Origin of the sequence: Halorubrum vacuolatum, from assembly GCF_900188065.1 — an archaeon.
Classification (GTDB): Archaea; Halobacteriota; Halobacteria; order Halobacteriales; family Haloferacaceae; genus Halorubrum; species Halorubrum vacuolatum.
This window is the reverse complement of the sequence record NZ_FZNQ01000001.1, coordinates 280810-297071: the sequence shown is the minus strand read 5'-3', so window position 1 is coordinate 297071 and position 16262 is coordinate 280810. Positions and strand designations below refer to the sequence as shown.

The 16262-nt window shown below is 67.0% G+C and carries 18 protein-coding genes and 1 tRNA gene; 14 read left to right on the top strand and 5 right to left on the bottom strand.

Annotated elements, in window-relative coordinates:
* Positions 1-64: 64 nt before the first annotated feature.
* The 6 genes from cofG to CHB65_RS01415 all read left to right on the top strand — a co-directional run bounded on the left by cofG (position 65) and on the right by CHB65_RS01415 (position 5492).
* On the top strand, positions 65-1255 hold the full coding sequence (cofG, locus tag CHB65_RS01440) for a 7,8-didemethyl-8-hydroxy-5-deazariboflavin synthase subunit CofG (protein ID WP_089383260.1): 1191 nt from the start codon (positions 65-67) through the stop codon (positions 1253-1255).
* 62 nt (positions 1256-1317) lie between these two features.
* On the top strand, positions 1318-2178 hold the full coding sequence (locus CHB65_RS01435; protein WP_089383259.1) for a mechanosensitive ion channel family protein: 861 nt from the start codon (positions 1318-1320) through the stop codon (positions 2176-2178).
* 56 nt (positions 2179-2234) lie between these two features.
* Complete coding sequence (gene thiE / locus CHB65_RS01430) at positions 2235-2873, top strand: thiamine phosphate synthase (RefSeq protein WP_089383258.1); 639 nt, start codon at positions 2235-2237, stop codon at positions 2871-2873.
* On the top strand, positions 2863-3723 hold the full coding sequence (gene thiM, locus CHB65_RS01425) for a hydroxyethylthiazole kinase (RefSeq protein WP_089383257.1): 861 nt from the start codon (positions 2863-2865) through the stop codon (positions 3721-3723). Before thiE ends, thiM begins: the two co-directional genes overlap by 11 nt.
* Before the next feature lie 78 nt (positions 3724-3801).
* A complete protein-coding gene (lipA, locus tag CHB65_RS01420) occupies positions 3802-4740 on the top strand; it encodes a lipoyl synthase (protein WP_089383256.1) in 939 nt (312 codons plus the stop codon).
* 65 nt (positions 4741-4805) lie between these two features.
* Positions 4806-5492 carry a helix-turn-helix domain-containing protein gene (locus tag CHB65_RS01415; RefSeq protein ID WP_089383255.1) on the top strand — a complete coding sequence of 229 codons (687 nt, stop codon included), beginning with the start codon at positions 4806-4808 and terminating at the stop codon, positions 5490-5492.
* A gap of 41 nt (positions 5493-5533) precedes the next feature.
* Here CHB65_RS01415 and CHB65_RS01410 read toward each other — a convergent pair whose 3' ends face one another.
* Together CHB65_RS01410 and CHB65_RS01405 are read right to left on the bottom strand one after the other, a co-directional pair.
* Complete coding sequence (locus CHB65_RS01410) at positions 5534-6892, bottom strand: M28 family peptidase (protein WP_089383254.1); 1359 nt, start codon at positions 6890-6892, stop codon at positions 5534-5536.
* Positions 6893-6981: 89 nt separating this feature from the next.
* Positions 6982-7317, bottom strand: coding sequence for a DUF7113 family protein (locus tag CHB65_RS01405; protein ID WP_089383253.1), 336 nt, complete (start codon positions 7315-7317; stop codon positions 6982-6984).
* A 191-nt stretch (positions 7318-7508) separates the two neighbouring features.
* Here CHB65_RS01405 and CHB65_RS01400 point away from each other — a divergent pair, with 191 nt between their 5' ends.
* The 6 genes from CHB65_RS01400 (at position 7509) to CHB65_RS01375 (ending at position 12470) form a co-directional block, all read left to right on the top strand.
* Positions 7509-9407, top strand: a complete 1899-nt coding sequence (locus tag CHB65_RS01400; protein ID WP_089383252.1) for an ATP-binding protein — start codon at positions 7509-7511, stop codon at positions 9405-9407.
* Between the two features lie 88 nt (positions 9408-9495).
* On the top strand, positions 9496-9993 hold the full coding sequence (locus tag CHB65_RS01395) for a universal stress protein (protein WP_089383251.1): 498 nt from the start codon (positions 9496-9498) through the stop codon (positions 9991-9993).
* An 84-nt stretch (positions 9994-10077) separates the two neighbouring features.
* On the top strand, positions 10078-10761 hold the full coding sequence (locus CHB65_RS01390) for a nitroreductase family protein (RefSeq protein ID WP_089383250.1): 684 nt from the start codon (positions 10078-10080) through the stop codon (positions 10759-10761).
* 84 nt (positions 10762-10845) lie between these two features.
* On the top strand, positions 10846-11805 hold the full coding sequence (locus CHB65_RS01385) for a hypothetical protein (protein ID WP_089383249.1): 960 nt from the start codon (positions 10846-10848) through the stop codon (positions 11803-11805).
* Between the two features lie 77 nt (positions 11806-11882).
* Positions 11883-12182 (top strand): hypothetical protein, encoded by a 300-nt coding sequence (locus CHB65_RS01380; RefSeq protein ID WP_089383248.1) that lies wholly within the window; start codon positions 11883-11885, stop codon positions 12180-12182.
* Between the two features lie 105 nt (positions 12183-12287).
* Complete coding sequence (locus CHB65_RS01375; RefSeq protein WP_089383247.1) at positions 12288-12470, top strand: hypothetical protein; 183 nt, start codon at positions 12288-12290, stop codon at positions 12468-12470.
* 26 nt (positions 12471-12496) lie between these two features.
* Here the strand turns inward: CHB65_RS01375 and CHB65_RS01370 are convergent, their stop codons facing one another.
* Together CHB65_RS01370 and CHB65_RS01365 are read right to left on the bottom strand one after the other, a co-directional pair.
* On the bottom strand, positions 12497-13090 hold the full coding sequence (locus CHB65_RS01370) for a carboxymuconolactone decarboxylase family protein (protein WP_089383246.1): 594 nt from the start codon (positions 13088-13090) through the stop codon (positions 12497-12499).
* 364 nt (positions 13091-13454) lie between these two features.
* Positions 13455-13527 (bottom strand) — tRNA-His (locus CHB65_RS01365).
* A 111-nt stretch (positions 13528-13638) separates the two neighbouring features.
* Here CHB65_RS01365 and CHB65_RS01360 point away from each other — a divergent pair.
* Both CHB65_RS01360 and CHB65_RS01355 read left to right on the top strand, forming a co-directional pair.
* Positions 13639-14094: a DUF5814 domain-containing protein gene (locus CHB65_RS01360; RefSeq protein ID WP_089383245.1), complete on the top strand. Its 456-nt coding sequence runs from the start codon at positions 13639-13641 to the stop codon at positions 14092-14094.
* A gap of 105 nt (positions 14095-14199) precedes the next feature.
* Complete coding sequence (locus tag CHB65_RS01355; RefSeq protein ID WP_321166734.1) at positions 14200-15105, top strand: COX15/CtaA family protein; 906 nt, start codon at positions 14200-14202, stop codon at positions 15103-15105.
* 26 nt (positions 15106-15131) lie between these two features.
* On the opposite strand, the gene CHB65_RS01350 is transcribed toward CHB65_RS01355, so the two are convergent.
* On the bottom strand, positions 15132-16202 hold the full coding sequence (locus CHB65_RS01350) for a zinc-dependent alcohol dehydrogenase family protein (RefSeq protein WP_089383244.1): 1071 nt from the start codon (positions 16200-16202) through the stop codon (positions 15132-15134).
* Positions 16203-16262: the final 60 nt, after the last annotated feature.

Sequence of the window (16262 nt, the reverse complement as noted above, 5' to 3'; positions counted from 1 at the left end):
CATTTATAAGCGTCATCTCCTGCGACCGTGGCGGTTTATAACCCTCGGCCGCCGAACGCGATCCGTGTCATCGGCCACGAGCCGCTTCGGGATCGAGATCGACGACGCCGACGTCGAGCGGCTGTGCTCGATCGCGCCGGCCGACGTCGACCCGACCGACCGACTCACGTTCGCCCGCAACGTCTTCATCCCGCTCACCACGGCGTGTCGCTACACGTGTACGTACTGTACGTACTACGATGTCCCGGGCGAGGCGACGCTGCTCTCGCCGGCGGAGGTCCGTCGGCGCTGCCGGGTCGGCGCGGACGCCGGCTGCACGGAGGCGCTTTTCACCTTCGGCGACGACCCCGACGATCGGTACGTCTCGATCCACGAAACCCTCGCCGAGTGGGGCTTCGAGTCGATCCACGACTACCTCTATACGGCCTGTGCGATCGCCTTGGAGGAGGGCCTGTTGCCGCATTCGAACCCCGGCGACCTCACCGAGGGGCAGTTCCGCACCCTTCGGGAGGTGAACGCCTCGATGGGCGTCATGCTCGAGACGACCGCCGACGTGGACGCCCACTCGGGCACACGCAAGAAGACCCCCGAGCGTCGCCTCGAAACGATCCGGGCGGCCGGTCGGCACGGGGTCCCGTTCACCACGGGGATCCTCGTCGGTATCGGCGAGGGATGGCGCGATCGCGCCGAAAGCATCCTCGCGATCCGCCGGCTCCACGAGCGGTATGGGCACGTCCAGGAGGTGATCGTCCAGCCGGTGGTGCCGAACGAACGCTCCGATTTCGAGGGGCCGGACCGTGAGGCCCTCCGGCGTGTCGTCGCCATGGCCCGCGCGGGGCTCCCTGCGGAGGTCTCCGTGCAGGTGCCGCCGAACCTCACCGCCGCCGCCGAGCTGCTCGACTGCGGGATCGACGATCTCGGCGGTGTCTCGCCGGTCACCGACGACTACATCAATCCCGACTACGCGTGGCCGGGGCTTTCGGAACTTCGGTCGATCGCCGCGGACGGGAACGTGCCGCTTCGGGAACGCCTGCCGACGCACGCCCGCTACCTCCCCGACGACATCCGGCCGGCGTCGTCGGACCGAGCGGACCAACCACGCGACCGCGACGCGTGGATCCCGCCGGCGGTGCAGGAACGGATCCGCCGGGACGACGTGCATGGACGCCGGCTTCGAGCGGTTGCACGGGGGGAGGGACCGCTGTCCGCCGAGGGCGACGCGAACCCGTCGGCCGGGCGGAGCCGACCGCCGTGACCGTCAGTAAAAAACCGCGTGGCCAGTAGCTTCTTTAAATATACTCGCAAATAGGGTCGGTGATGCTCCCTTTACAAGCCGACGAAGTCGTCGATGCGCTTGACCCGGGTGCGGTGGTCGTCTCCGCGGCCGCGTTCCTGCTCGGGTTCGTCGTGGTGTTGCTCCTCGGAAAGACGCTCTTCGTCCCCGCGGTGCGCCGGGTGTTGGGCTCGCGCGGGTTCGACGAGGTCGTCCGGAGCCTGGGGACGAGCGTCGCGAACGCGATCGTCTGGGTCGCCGCGATCGCCATCGCCTTTACCGTCGCCGGATACGGGGCGTTCCTCTCGGCGTTCGCCGTCTTCGGCGGGGCGCTCGCGCTCGCGGTCGGGTTCGCCGCGCAGGACCTCCTCGGCAACTTCGTCGCCGGGATCTTCATCCTCAAGGACAAGCCGTTCGAGGTGGGTGACTGGATCCAGTGGGAGGGCAACGCCGGGCGCGTCGAGGACATCGACCTCCGCGTCTCGCGGGTGCGCACCTTCGACAACGAGTTGGTCACCGTGCCGAACGGCGACCTCGCGAACAACGCCGTCACCAACCCGGTCGCCTACGACACGCTCCGACAGAAGTTCGTCTTCGGCATCGGCTACGACGACGACATCGACGAGGCGACCGACATCATCGTCGGGGAGGCCGAAAAACACGAGGACATCCTCGATGACCCCGCCCCCTCGGTCAGGCTCGTCGACCTCGGCGACTCCGACGTGGGGCTCCAGTCGCGATGGTGGATCGAGGACCCCGACCGGGGTGACTTCGTGAAGATCCGTTCCGAGTACGTCCAGTCGGTGAAGGAGGCGTTCGACGACGCGGGTATCGACATCCCGTACGTCCACCGCGAGCTGACCGGCAGCATCGAGACGATCGAGGCGATCGCCGCCGACGAGTAGGGTCGAACGCGACCCGAAGCGGAACGGTTTTTCTCCATCATTGAGTGGTACCACCCATGGAACCATCCACGTGGCGGACCTACCTCGTGACGCAGGCGAGCCGATCGGGGGACCGTGACACCGTCGCGGTCGTCCGGGCGGCGCTCGCCGGCGGCGTCGACGCCGTACAGCTACGCGAGAAGGGAACGGATGCGCGCCATCGCTACCGCTTGGGTCGCGAGCTACGCGAACTCACCGCGGACGCGGATGTACCGCTCATCGTCAACGACCGGGTCGACATCGCGGCGGCGATCGACGCCGATGGTGTTCATCTCGGCCAGTCCGATCTCCCGATCGATGTCGCCCGCGATCAACTCGGCTCCGAAGCGATCATCGGCTGTTCGACGTCGACGACGGCGGAAGCGAAGCGGGCGGTCGCCGAGGGGGCCGACTATCTCGGCGTGGGCGCGGTGTATGCCACCGACTCGAAGGACGTCCCGGAGGAGGAATCCGGGATCGGCCCCGAACGGATCCGTGCGATCGCCTCGGCGGTGGACCTCCCGATCGTGGGGATCGGTGGCATAGGCGAGGGCAACGCTGCCGCGGTCATTCAGGCGGGCGCGACGGGCGTGGCCGTCATTTCGGCGATCACGGCCGCCGCCGATCCGGCGGCCGCGACCCGCCGGCTTGGGGAGGTGGTCGCCGATGCCCGGTGAGGAGGATGCGCACGTCGATATCGACGGCGAGCGAGTTCACCGGGCGCTGTCGGCGCTTTCGGACCGATCGCCGCTCGTGCATCACCTCACGAACGCCGTGACGACGAGCGAGACGGCGAATATCACCCTCCACTGGGGCGGCCTCCCGGTGATGGCCGACGCCCCCGCCGAGGCCGCCGACATGGCCGCTGGCGCCGATGCCGTCCTGTTGAACACGGGGACGGCGAGCCGCGACGACATCGACGCGATGATCGATGCCGGGCGCAGCGCCAACGACGCCGGGAGTCCGGTCGTGCTCGATCCGGTCGGCTACGGCGCGACGCCTCACCGCGTCGAATCGGTCGGACGGATCCTCGATGCCGTCGACGTCGACATTATAAAGGGTAACGTCGGGGAGATACGCGGACTCGCCGGGGAGGAGGCCGCCGTTCGAGGGGTCGAGTCGGTCGACGAGGGCGATGCGATCGACGGGGCCGCCCGTGCGCTGGCCGCCGAACACGACGCGGTCGTCATCGCATCGGGTCCCGTCGACGTCGTCTCCGACGGCGAGGCAGTGTATCGGGTCACCGCCGGTCACGAGCGAATGGGGACGTTCGTCGGGTCGGGCTGTATGCTCGGGAGTACGGCCGCGACGTTCGCGACGCTGGCACACGGCGACGTGCCCCCGCTTGGGACCCATACCGAGGCCATGCTGATCGCGACGGTCGCGTTCGGCGTCGCCGGTGAACGGGCCGCCGCGGGCGACCCGCCGGGCCCGGCGAGCTATCGAACGGCGTTCATGGACGCGGTCGCAGCCCTCGCGGTGGAGGCGTCCGGGATCGACGCCGCCGGTCGGATACATACGGAGTGACCGATCGTGATTGTTGACGGGTAGTGAGCGGACCGGCGACCCGCACGTTTTTGCCTCCAGCGACCCGACCGTGTGAGTATGCAACGCGGACGACGGAAACCGGATTGGCTCAAGTCGCGCCCGCCGTCCGGGACCCGTTTTACGTCGATCAAAGCGAGCCTCCGCGACCGGAACCTCCACACCGTCTGTGAGGAGGCGAACTGCCCGAACATGGGCGAGTGTTGGTCCGGCCGGAACGGCCCCGGAACGGCCACGTTCATGTTGATGGGCGACCGCTGCTCGCGGGGCTGTAACTTCTGTGACGTCGAAACCGGCGGGATGGAGCCGCTCGATCCGGACGAGCCGGCGAACGTCGCGGACGCGGTCGCGGAGATCGGCTTGGAGTACGTCGTGTTGACCTCCGTCGATCGCGACGACCTCGCGGACGGCGGCTCGGCACACTTCGCCGAGACGATCCGCGAGATCAAACGCCGTGACCCCGACATCCTCGTCGAGACGCTGATCCCCGACTTCCAGGGCGACCCGGAGGCGGTCGACCGAATCGTCGATGCCGGCCCGGACGTGATCGCCCACAACGTGGAGACGGTGGAGCGGCTTCAGTGGCCCGTCCGTGATCGCCGTGCGACCTACGAACAGTCGCTTTCGGTGCTCGACCGGATCGATCGCACCGCCGATGTCTATACGAAGACGAGCCTCATGCTGGGAGTCGGCGAGTACGACCACGAGGTGTACCGCACGCTCGGTGACCTCCGGGAGGTCGGCGTCGATATCGTCACGTTCGGGCAGTACCTCCAACCGTCCCGCACACACCTCGACGTCTTCGAGTACGTCCATCCCGACGTCTTCGACGTCTGGCAAACCGTCGCCGAGGAGGAGTTCGACTTCCTCTACTGTGCATCCGGACCGATGGTTCGCTCGTCATACCGAGCCGGCGAGCTCTTCATCGATGCGATGATCAGGGAGGGACGTTCGCCGGAAGACGCGAGACGACACGCACGGGCGGCCGGTGGCGACTGAGACGACCGGACGGTCGGGGGTTCCGTCGAAACCGCTATCATTGCCCCGCTGCATCTATCCGCAGTATGCGCGAGGTGATCCTCGACGTTCGTCACTACGGTGAACCCGAGTACGAAGCCAGCATCGCGCACCCGTCGGTGACGATGCGCTCGGTCTCTTCAATGACCGGTCAGGGGCCGATCAAGAAACGGATCGTCGAACTTGAGGGACCATCCGATGACATTGCGGGATTCGTATTCACGCTTCGTGAACATCCGTCCGTCGTCGATGTCGACCCACTGATGCCGCCCGATACCTCCCCGATCTACGTCGCCGTCGCGTACGATTCGGGCAAAAAGGAGAGCATGTCGTCCGTGCTCTCCGGGATGGGTATTCATTATCGAACCGGGACGACGATCACCGGCGGGGTCGAGCGGTGGATCCTCTATCTCGATCCCGACGAGGACCTTTCGGGCGTGATCCGGACGATGGAGGGCAGCGACAACGACGTCACGCTCGTTCGAAACGTCCCCCTCTCGGATCTGGACCGGCCCCCGCAGCTGTCCCGGGTCCGATTTTTCGATGACCTCACGCGCAGACAACGGGAGGTGCTCACGACGGCTATCGAGCGTGGTTACTACGAACATGACGGGGGCGTCGGCATCGATGACGTCGCCGAGGCGCTCGATCTCGGATCGACGACCGTCTGGGAACACCTCTCGCGGGCGGAGTCGAAGGTGATGACTCAGCTCCGAGAGGAGCTTTCGAGCTGAGCGACGGAGCGCTCACCGCGAGAGATCGTATAGCGGCGTGTTCACTCGTATGGCCACCGACCGCCAGTTTTCAACTCGCGAACGTAGCCCTCGTCGATCATGTCTCTGGTCTCCTCGCGGGATCGATGCGGGATCCGGCGATCCTCGCTCGCGAGCCGATAGGTCGCCTCGGCGATGAGGATAGCGACCTCGCGGAGGTCCCGGGGATCGAGTTTATCCAGCGTGTCGGCGTGGGTGTGTCCCCAGCCCCGTCCTGACGCCTCCGACGTCGTTGCGGCCATCACGGCGGGGATTCCCTCCTGTACGAAGGCCCACTGGTCGCCGTGCGGAGAGATCCCATCCGCGGTCGAAAGCGGTGCGTCGAGGTCCGCCGTGACCGACTCGAAGAGCTCCCCGAGGGTCTCGAACCCGTTCGTCCCGACGCGGAGGTTTCGCGAGCTGCACGCGCCGTCGAGGTTGATCACGCAGGCGATCTCCTCGTGTGGCGTCGTCTCCGCCGCGTGATACGCGCCCCACAGGCCGATCTCCTCCGCGCCGAACGTCACGAGATGCACCCGGCGCTCCAGGTCGGCTTCGACCTGCGCGAGGAGGCGACCGACCTCGGCGACGAGCGCGCTTCCGGCTCCGTTGTCGTTCGCGCCGTCGCTCACGTCGTGCGCGTCCACGTGGGCCGTGATCCAGATCGCCTCCGCGGTGTCGGGCCCGACGTCCGCGACGGCGTTCACCGAGGTCGTCGGCTCGTTCCGGCAGTCGACGTCGATCGTCACCTCGGGTGGGTCGCCCCCACCGTCCCGTTCGGCAAGTCGTGCGAGCCGTGCGCCGACCTCGCTGCTGATCCCGACGGCCGGGATCGGCCCCGGCCGCTCGTGATAGCCGATCTCGCCGGTTGCCGGGAGCGATCCCTCGACGTGATTGCTGAATATAAACCCGACCGCGCCGGCCTCGACCGCGCCCACGTACTTCTCCATCCGATGGATCCAGCGGCCGTGATCCGATGGCGTTCGCGAGGAGGCCATGACGACGGCGCCCTCCAATCGGTCGCCCGCTTCCTCGAACTCGGCGGGGGTGCCGTCGCCGACGTCGACGAGCGGCGCGGTCACCGTGCCCGCCGGGGTACCCGGGAGCCCGATCACCTCGTGGCTCCCCTCGTGTCGCCGCGATACCGGGCCGGAAAGCGCGAGCGACGCGTCCCCGCGCCACCAGCCGGGAATGTCGAACTCGTCCAGACCGGCGTTTCGGAGTCCGGCGGCCTCGAACGCCTCGACGACCCGTTCCGCGCCGCGCCGCTCGCCCGCCGATCCGGCCATGCGATCCCCGATGTCGGTCAGGTCGGTCAACAGCTCCCATCCGAAATCGCTCGTCCGTGCGTTCCCGATCACGCGGTCCGGTAGCTGGGCCATACGGACACGACGAACCGCACTCAAAAGGGACTGTGGGAAGCGGTCGTTTCGACTCGGACGCGTCGCGGTCGGTGGATGGTTGTTTCCCTTCAAACGGGGTCGGCTCGCGTGACTTCGATGACCACGTCGTCGGGGTTGACGCCGATCCGTGCGAACTGTGTGCGAACATGTTCTTTCGCCGCCTTCAGGGCCTGATCGCGAGTGTCGAACCCGCGTGGCATCGGCTCCTCGAAGGCGACCCGGATCTCCGAGCCGTTCACGCGCAGCGCCGATCCGCCGCTTTCGACCTGATAAAAGGCGTCACAGACCCAGACGTACGGGGCGTCCTCGTTCGGCGCACCCTTATAAGTGGGTGGCTCCTCGCCGCGCTCAAAGACCGTGCCGGTGAGGTCCGTCCCCCCGCCGCTGCCGCGAACGAGTATCATAGAAACGGTAGGCGTCCGCGGCCTAAAAAGGGACCCATGGTCGGCCGTTCGATCGGGTATCGACGACGCCGCTGGCGTGTCGGCCGTCCGGTCCGGTATATACTCCGTCGTGTCGCGTCGACCGTTCCGCACACCGGTCCCCGACCCGTCGTGGGGAAACCGCTTTCCACCTCGCGCCCGGTGAATGGGACATGACCCTTGAGGACTTCACGGATTTCGTCGGCGACGGAGATGATGCGGACGAGGATGCCGCCGGTGTTGACGGGGACGCCGCCGGTGTTGACGGGGACGCCGACGTGGACGGGCCCGCCGGCGACGTCGTGGAGTCGGATGCCGCCGGGGCTGGGAGCGACGTCGGGGGCCACGACGCGGACACGGGTGCGGGCGGCGCGTTCGCCGAGTACGAGGCGGAACCGGTGGGCGAGGATTCCGGGCTCGGCGTGTTGTCGGTCTCACGGGGGCTCCGTGTCGCCGAGGAGGCGGAGGAGACGACGCTGCAGGCGTTCGTCACGACCGATAACCGGGAGTCAGTCAGGCTCGGGAAGTATCTCGTCGTCCCCTATCCCGACGGCGAACGGCTCTTCTGTCGGATCACGGGATTGGAGTACGCCCAGGAGTTCCGATCGGACGACGCGACGGAGATCCACGCGCGCCGCCGGATGCGCCGAAACGACTTCTCCGAGCGCGACTACAAGTTCATGGCCGAACTGGAACCGATGTCCATCGTCTACGGGGTCGGCGAGGACCTCAGTCGACGGATGACCGATCGCGTCCCGAAACCGGGCGCGCTCGTCGAGGAGGCGGCGGATGCCCGCGAAATAAAGACGGGGCTCAAGATCCCCGAGGAGGGCGTCTTCCTCGGGCACCTCTCCGTCGGCGGGGAGGTCGTCCGTACGGCCGCGAAGCCGCCGACGGTGGATTATCGCGTCAAGGACGACTACGGCGACGGCGACCCGCTCGCGTTCAGACACACGCTCGTCGCCGGCGGCACCGGCTCCGGAAAGACCCACGCCTCGAAGAACGTCCTCAGACAGTACCTCGATCCCGACCGGACCTATCCGATGGACGACGGTCGCGAGGCACGAATGGCGGTGGTCCAGTTCGACCCCCAGGACGAGTACGCCCAGATGCACGACGACAACCCCGCGCTCGACGCCGAGACCGCCCGCCGGCTGGAGCGTGAAGGGATCGCCTATGGCGGCCACGACGACACCGTCGCGCTCGTCCCCCGGGTTGTCGACGCGAGCTATCCCGGCGAAGGGCATCGGGCCGAACAGGTCGAGTTCACGATCCCGTTCTCGCTCACGAAGGAGCTGCCGTGGCTCGTCGCCGGCTCGGGGCTGAACGACAACCAGTATCCGGCCCTGCTCACGCTTCTCAACCGGTTCTTCCGCGATTACGGCGATTCCGGGACATATCGGCAGTTCCTCTCGTATCTCGATGACCCCGCGTTAAAGGAGGAGCTCGACGAGACCGGCCGCGTCCACGAGGCGACCTTCGACGCGGTGAAACGGCGGGTTCGGGCGGTTCCCTCGGGTGTCTTCGACGCCGACGCGACGCCGATCACCGACCTCGATCACACCCTCGTCAGGCCCGGAGGGCTCACCGTGATCCCGACCTATCACCTCCCGACCTCCCGACAGAAGGAGATCGTCGTCCTCGCGGTGGCGGCGCTGCTCATCGACGATAAACTCTCCAATGACCCCACCAGCGAGCGGATCAAACGGACGCCGTTGCTCATCGGGATGGACGAGGCGCACAACTTCCTCGCGGACGCCGACAACGTGCAGGCGGAGCGGGTCGTCGGAAAGTTCACCGAGGCGGCCAAACAGGGCCGTAAGGAGCGGCTCGGGCTCTTTCTCATCACGCAGGACCCACAGGACGTCGCGGAGTCCGTCTTCAAACAGATCAACACGAAGGTCGTCTTGAACCTCGGCGACGAGGACGCCATCAAAAGCGTCAACATCCCGTCGACGCTCGCCGGGAAAGTGCCGTACATGGAGAAGGGACAGATGGTGGTCTACTCGCCGGATAACTCCGAGCCAGTCGAGCTAACCGGCCTTTCGACCTGTGTGACCCGGCACGAGTGAGCACGTGAGCCAGGGCTCGTGCGTCACGAGCGCCGGCGTCGTTCCCCGCGGAACCGATCTTTTTATCCCACTATCGAGGAGGTGAACCATGGGCAAACGAATTCTCGTCGCGGTCGACGGCTCGGATGCGGCGATCGAGGCGGCCCGGTTCGCGGCGGCGGAATGGCCGGCGGCGTCGGTGACGCTGCTCCACGTGATCAACCCGGCGGAGTCCTCGACGGGCGCGGAGGGTGGCTTCCCCGGCGCGGTCGAACAGTGGTATGAGAGCGCACGCGCCCGCGGCGAGCGCGTCCTCGATCGGGCGGCGGCGGCGCTCGACCGCGACGTGGAGACGCGTCTTGAAGTGGGCCGCCCGACGCGCATGATCCTCAACGTCGCCCACGGCAGCGAGCCGATCGAGTCGACGGGGGCGGATACCGGGGACGGCACGGATACAGCGGACGCGGTCGGCTCGGGCGAGGACGTCCCGTTCGATCACGTCGTGCTCGCGAGCCGCGGACGGACGGGCCTCTCCCGGGTGTTCCTCGGCAGCGTCGCCGAGGGCGTCGTCAGACGCGCGGAGATACCGGTGACGGTGGTTCGGTGACTACGGGTCATTGAGCGGGCGAATAGGCGACGGCCGAAACGGATGTGGATCGATTCATCACGCTGGAGCCCGACCGATGGATCGATGGAGTTCACAGAGGTGATCGAGGCTCGCCGTTCCGTCCGATCCTACACGGATGCACGGCTGGATCGGGAAACGATCGAGGCCATCGTCGCCGACGCGACGCTCATGCCCTCCAGTTATAACCTCCAGCCGTGGGAGTTCCTCGTCTTCACCGACGACGAGGACCGCGAGCGCCTTCAGGAGGTCGCCTACGGACAGCCGCACGTGACCGATGCGCCGGTCGCGATCGCCGTCCTCGGGTCGCTCGATCCGGCCGCCCACGTCGACCGGGTCCTTGCGGATCAGATCGAAAAGGGCTACCGCGACGAGGCCGCCGCCGAGCGAACCCGCGAGTCGATCGTCGGGATGCGGGAGCTCCCCGAGGCGGAGCGACACCGGTGGAGCGTGACGTCGACGTCGCTCGCGGCGATGGGGCTGATGCTCGCCGCACGCGATCGGGGAGTCGCCACCTGCCCGATGGGCGGGTTCGACGCCGAGGCGCTGTGTGAGACGTTCGAGGTGCCGGCCGGATACGTCCCGATCATGCTGTTGACGATGGGCTATCCCGACGAGGACGCCGAGGCGGAACGGCTCCCGCGGAAGTTCCGACGGCCGGTCTCGGAGGTCGTTCATTACGGATCGTTCGAGCCGACCGTCGAGGACACCACGGCGTCCCTAAGCGAGCCCGAAGCGACGGACAATTAAGGCTGGGGAATCCGCTTTGGCTGGCCGGCGTGGCCCATCGAATTCGGCCCACAAGTTATGCCTCCAGCCAGCGTACCGCCGTTAATGCCCTCCGAGACCGAATCGGCTACGACCGAACCCGTTACAGCAATGACCGAGTCGGTCACGACGTCGGCCGAAGCCACACGGGCGGCCGACGGGCCGGGCGCCGCCATCGAGTGGGGGCCGGTTCGATACGATCGGATCCGTTCGCTGATCACGGGCATGGCGCTCACCGTCCTGTTCGGGCTGCTGGCCGTGCTTGGGCTCGCAGTCGGTGCCTTCGTTCCCGCGCTCGGGTCCGGGTCGCTCACGTTTGGGGCCGAATGGGCGCTGCTCATCCTGTTCCTGATCGGCGGCCCGTTTTCGCTCATCTACCTCCTCATCGTTGCCGACCGCGCCTCCTCGGAGAAACGGCGTCGCCTGATCGCCGAGTTCGGCTACGCTCCCAAGCAGGTCACGCGAAACCTGCGGCCGGGATGGACGCTTGCGGGTGCAGGGGCCCTCCTCGGCATCTGGTTGGCCGGTCTCCCGTGGCTCACGGGGAGCCTTTGGCTGTTGTTTCCGCTGATCCTCTTCGCCCCGGCGATGGCCGGTTTCAGGGGCGCAACGTACCGGCTCGATCCGGCCGATCGGACGGTCGAACGTCGGAACGTCAAGACTGACCGTACACGGACCGAGGACCTCGATGCGGTGGTGCGGACGCGGCGGATCGACCTGCCGTGGACGACGGTGTTCCTGTTGGCGTTCCGCGGCAACGAGTGGTACCGGTCGACGCCGTGGCTGTTCGTCCCGACGGATCGAGCCGACATGGTCGAGGGAGCGCTTAAAAGCGCGCTGGCGCGAAGCGACGGCCCCGACCGCGCGAGCGTCCCGGAACGGGTCGTCCTTGCGCTCGTCGGAGCCAGCACCCTCGTCGTCGGGCTCGCCATCGCGCTCGCGACCGGCGAGAGCGGCGGCTGGGCGTTAGCGGTCCTCGCATCGCCGATGAGCCTCGTCTTTTTCGCGCTGGCCGCGCGGTTATAAACGCGTGGCGAGCGGCGGTGCGAGACGGTGTGTGACACCACCGCACGACTCAAATAGCCCGACCACTTAGCCGGGGTATGGACCCGAAACGTCTCGACGCCGCGCTGGCGGCGGAGTTCGGCGGCACCGCGGCCGAGCGCCGGGCGATCGTCCGGTCGGCCCGGGACCTCGCCGACTCGGGAAATCCCTCCCGTGACCGCGGGCACGCGCTGACCGTCCCCGATATCATCCGCCACCTCTCGGATGCGCCGGACGACTCCTCGCTCCCAGAGCGGTGGAACTGGTGGATGGGCGCGCTCGACGTCGCCTATGGCGGATACGACTACTTCACGGTCCGGTTCATCGAGGGCGACGACGAAGCCGAGCTCCGACGATAAGACACAGGCGATCGTCGCCGCCCGGTTCCGTCATCCTCCCGTCCACTTTCACTTTCACTCCGCGCATGGCTCGCTTATAGGTGCTGTGCGATCCGATCTACGGTCATGAGCATGCAAAGCCAAGCGAGCCCCCGATACGCCTCACTGACGCGCGTCGACGTCACGAACTGCCGTGCCGATCGGATCGCCGACCGCGCCCGTGTGAACCGTGTCGCCGGCAGCGAGGTACATCTCGAACGTCGCGGTGGCCGAACGTTCCTCGTCACGAGTCCGCAGGACGACCGGTAAGCGCCGCCTCGCCGTGTTCTGCCGCGCTAGCGGTCCAGTTCCAACCGCTCCAGCTTCCACCCGACGAACTCGGACTCGGTCTCGACATCGAGCGAGCTCAACAGCCGAGCGAGGCCGAGATAACAGCCCGTGAGGGCACAGATCCCGACGATCGTTTCCTCGTCGTAGTGACCGGCTAATCGGGCATGGATCGCGTCATCGACGTCGTCGTCGACGAACGCCTCGACGTACGCGACGAGCGCGGCAAACGGCTCGTCCAGCCGGTCGCTTTCCTCACTGGCGATCGCGAGGATGTGTTCGGGGCTCATTCCTTCATCGAGCGCGACACGGACGTGCTGGTGCCACTCGTACGCCGAGCCGGCATGATACGACGTGGCGAGGATGACGGTTTCGCGTTCGTGCGGTGTGAGGCCGCTTTCGTTCCAGACGACGCTTCCGTAGGCTCGAAAGCCCTCGAGGACGCCGAGGTTCCGCCCGAGCGTCCGATAGACGTTCAACGTTCCGCCCTCCAGCGGATGATCGACGGTATCCTCGTCGGACGTTTTCTCCGAGAGCGTATCGAGCAGGTCGCGTTTTTCTGCCGGCAGATCGATCGGATCGACGGGGTCGATTCGTGCCATGTGGGTCGCTCACGCGCCGAAATGAAATAGTCGACGGCTCCGGCGTATCCGTAGCCTTCAGGAGGGGGTATCATCCCGGGCGTTCGATTTCCTTCGACACCTGCGGCTCACGATCTTGTTCGCCGCAGGAGGTCCGGGTGCGAGAATTGAACCTCGGTCGTTCCGCTTGCAACGCTCGCTTCACTCCCTGCCTCAATTCTCGCCTTCCGGCGTTTCCACTCCTCCCGTTGGTCGTCGTGAAAAGGTCCGGGTGCGAGAATTGAACCGTGACCAGACGGTCGACCTCACTCCGTTCGGTCGCTGCGACTGGTTGGGTTCAATTTCCTTCGACACCTGCGGCTCACGAGGATGTTCGCCCCAGGAGGTCCGGGTGCGAGAATTGAACCCGCGTCTCAGCCTCCACAAGGCTGAAGGATAGTCCACTACCCTAACCCGGACACGCATCGTCACGTACCCCGCTTTCACAGATAACGGTTACGACTCCCGGCCGGGGAAGGGATGGACCGATCACGTCCCTTTTATCTCCTGCTCGACTATCTCGGATAACCGTGGCGTTCACCGACAAGGTCTACGTGAAAAATCACCGGCAGCTCTCCTCCCAACTCGAGACGAACGTCCCGAAGGGTGCCTTCGCGGGCGCGACGCTCGACATGTTGTTTACGGGCGACGGGCTCGCAAAGCTCGACTCCACGACCCGCGATCGGATCCTCGATTTTGTGGAGGACTTCCTCGACTGCGACTGTCAGGCGAACCCCTACTGCGGCTGCCCCGAGGAGAAGTTCATCCAGTACGTTCTCGAACTCCGCGCACAGGGATTCAACCCGGACGCCATCGTCGACGTGATGACCGACGAGTACATGGTGTACGCCTATACGGGCGACGTCCGATCGTTTCTCGACGACGCCGTCCGGTCGCTGGACGCCGTCGAGACACTCGCCGACGTCGACGGCAACGCGGAGATGTCCGACAGGGCACGGCGCGCACGACGCGAGTTAACCGGGTGAGGCGATCGGACGACCGGTTGACGGGCCGACCGATACGAAGGGTCCGGTTCCCATGGACGAGGAGCGGTCGAACGGTCTAAATACGCTGACGCCTCAGTAGGAACAATGAGTCTTCGGCCCGCGTGGCTGACGTTTCGACGGTACGCGGCGTTCACGACGGGGATGACGCTGTCGCTGTTCGCCATCGGCGTCTACACGGCTGCGACAGGCTCGGGGCTGGCCTGTGAGGCACAGTGGCCCCTCTGTTCGGACCAGCTGATCCCGGCGCTCACGATCAACCCGGACTTCATCGAGTGGTTCCACCGCGTGTGGGCGATGATCACGGGCTTCCTCATCATCGGCGTCGCCGCTTGGACGTGGCTGGGATCCTTCGGCCGCGGCCCCCGCCTCGCGGCGACGCTCGCGGTCGCCATCCTCCCGGTGCAGATCACCGTCGGCGCGATCACGGTCACGATCGGCGGCCTCGTTCCCGGCGGCTACACCGTCGAGACCCACGCCGCACACCTGATCGTCGCGCTGATCATCTTCACGCTGCTCGGGCTGGTGACGCTTTGGGGCCGCGACCCCGGCGCACGTGGTGGGTCGCCCCGTCTGCTCACCCTCGCGGTCGGCGTTGCGCTCGGGGGCTTGCTCGCGAGCGCGGTCCTCTCACGGGCCGTCCCGTTCCTCACCTACTCGCCCGGCGCACAGGCGTGGTTCTACGTCGCCGGCCTCACCGCACACTTCGGGCTGCTTGCGACCGTCGTCTACGCGAGGGAGGCCCTCCGCGGCGGCTACGAGGGGATCACGACGGGGACGGCGCGGACGATCCAGCGGCTCGCGGCTGCGAGTATGGGGCTTCTGGTCGCCACCTTACTTCTCGGTCGGGACCTCGTCCTCTACACGGCCTTCTGGCAGCAGGTCAACCTGCTCGCGCTCGGCGGCACGCTCGTCTGTGCGGCCGGGGCGGCGTGGCTCCTCCGCCGCCGGGACGTCGGGACGGGCACGACCGCACCGATCGGGGGCGACTGAGTCGGCCCCCCTCACATCGGACGTGCTCACACCGAAAAGTCGGTGATGACCTCGATCCCGCTCACCCCGTAGTCGTCCATCGCAGCGAGGCGGTCGGAGACCGCCGGGAGCGAGATCTCGTTGCTCACCAGCGCGCCGGGGTCGATCGCCGTCGCCTCGATGACATCGAAGAGCGCGTCGTAGTTCGTCGGCGGCATCCCACGGGAGCCGACGAAGGAGACCTCCCAGCGGGTCATATAGTCCGTCGGGAGCGACACCTCCCCGCGTTCGGCATCCGTGGTCAACCCGACTTGGACGTGCGTCCCTCGCGGCCGAACCGATCGAACGGAGTTGCGGCAGGTCTCGGCGATCCCGAGCGCGTCCATGGAGACGTCGACGCCGCCGCCCGAGCGTTCCCGCACCCGTTCGGACACGGCGGCGTCGCTTTCGGTCGGGTTTATCAGATCGGTCGCGCCGAGGTCGGCCGCCCGATCGAGTGCGGAATCGTCGACGTCGATGGCGAGGACGCGCGCGCCGAGGGCCGCCCCCAGTTGAACCGCGGAGAGCCCAACGCCGCCACAGCCGTGGACGGCGAGCCAGTCGCCCGCTTCGAGCCCGGTGCGGCCGGCGAGTGCGTGATAGGCGGTCATATACCGACAGCCGAGCGCGGCGGCGTCGCGGGCGGAGAGCCACGCGGGACGGGGCACGAGGTTATAGTCGGCGTTCGGAACGGCTACCTGCTCGGCGAACGCGCCGGGAGCGTCGGGTTCGAAACCGAGCGCACGGCCGTCCGAACAGACGTTTCCGTGTCCGCGTCGACAGGCGTCACAGGTTCCATCCCCGAGCGAGAAGGGAACGATCACGCGGTCGCCGGGGACGAATCGAGTCACACCGTCGCCGACGGCGACGACCTCGCCCGCGGGTTCGTGGCCGAGTATCTGTCCACGTGGGACGCGATCGTCGGCCCACTCGCCGTGGCCCCGCCAGGCGTGCCAGTCGCTGCGGCAGACACCACAAGCCTCGAGACGGACCACGACGCCGTTCCGGTCGGGCTGTGGGTCCGGGACCTCCCGGAGATCGAGGGGCTCGCCGTACGCGTCGAGCACTGCTGCGTGCATATCCGTCGATCTATCGGTGGTCCCAAAGCTCTGTGGTCGTCCGGCGGGATGTCGCGGATC

Coding starts and splice junctions, on each gene's coding strand:
- CHB65_RS01435 (WP_089383259.1), top strand. CDS start 1,318: ATGCTCCCTTTACAAGCCGACGAAGTCGTCGATGCGCTTGACCCGGGT.
- thiE (WP_089383258.1), top strand. CDS start 2,235: ATGGAACCATCCACGTGGCGGACCTACCTCGTGACGCAGGCGAGCCGA.
- thiM (WP_089383257.1), top strand. CDS start 2,863: ATGCCCGGTGAGGAGGATGCGCACGTCGATATCGACGGCGAGCGAGTT.
- lipA (WP_089383256.1), top strand. CDS start 3,802: ATGCAACGCGGACGACGGAAACCGGATTGGCTCAAGTCGCGCCCGCCG.
- CHB65_RS01415 (WP_089383255.1), top strand. CDS start 4,806: ATGCGCGAGGTGATCCTCGACGTTCGTCACTACGGTGAACCCGAGTAC.
- CHB65_RS01410 (WP_089383254.1), bottom strand. CDS start 6,892: ATGGCCCAGCTACCGGACCGCGTGATCGGGAACGCACGGACGAGCGAT.
- CHB65_RS01405 (WP_089383253.1), bottom strand. CDS start 7,317: ATGATACTCGTTCGCGGCAGCGGCGGGGGGACGGACCTCACCGGCACG.
- CHB65_RS01400 (WP_089383252.1), top strand. CDS start 7,509: ATGACCCTTGAGGACTTCACGGATTTCGTCGGCGACGGAGATGATGCG.
- CHB65_RS01395 (WP_089383251.1), top strand. CDS start 9,496: ATGGGCAAACGAATTCTCGTCGCGGTCGACGGCTCGGATGCGGCGATC.
- CHB65_RS01390 (WP_089383250.1), top strand. CDS start 10,078: ATGGAGTTCACAGAGGTGATCGAGGCTCGCCGTTCCGTCCGATCCTAC.
- CHB65_RS01385 (WP_089383249.1), top strand. CDS start 10,846: ATGCCCTCCGAGACCGAATCGGCTACGACCGAACCCGTTACAGCAATG.
- CHB65_RS01380 (WP_089383248.1), top strand. CDS start 11,883: ATGGACCCGAAACGTCTCGACGCCGCGCTGGCGGCGGAGTTCGGCGGC.
- CHB65_RS01375 (WP_089383247.1), top strand. CDS start 12,288: ATGAGCATGCAAAGCCAAGCGAGCCCCCGATACGCCTCACTGACGCGC.
- CHB65_RS01370 (WP_089383246.1), bottom strand. CDS start 13,090: ATGGCACGAATCGACCCCGTCGATCCGATCGATCTGCCGGCAGAAAAA.
- CHB65_RS01355 (WP_321166734.1), top strand. CDS start 14,200: ATGAGTCTTCGGCCCGCGTGGCTGACGTTTCGACGGTACGCGGCGTTC.
- CHB65_RS01350 (WP_089383244.1), bottom strand. CDS start 16,202: ATGCACGCAGCAGTGCTCGACGCGTACGGCGAGCCCCTCGATCTCCGG.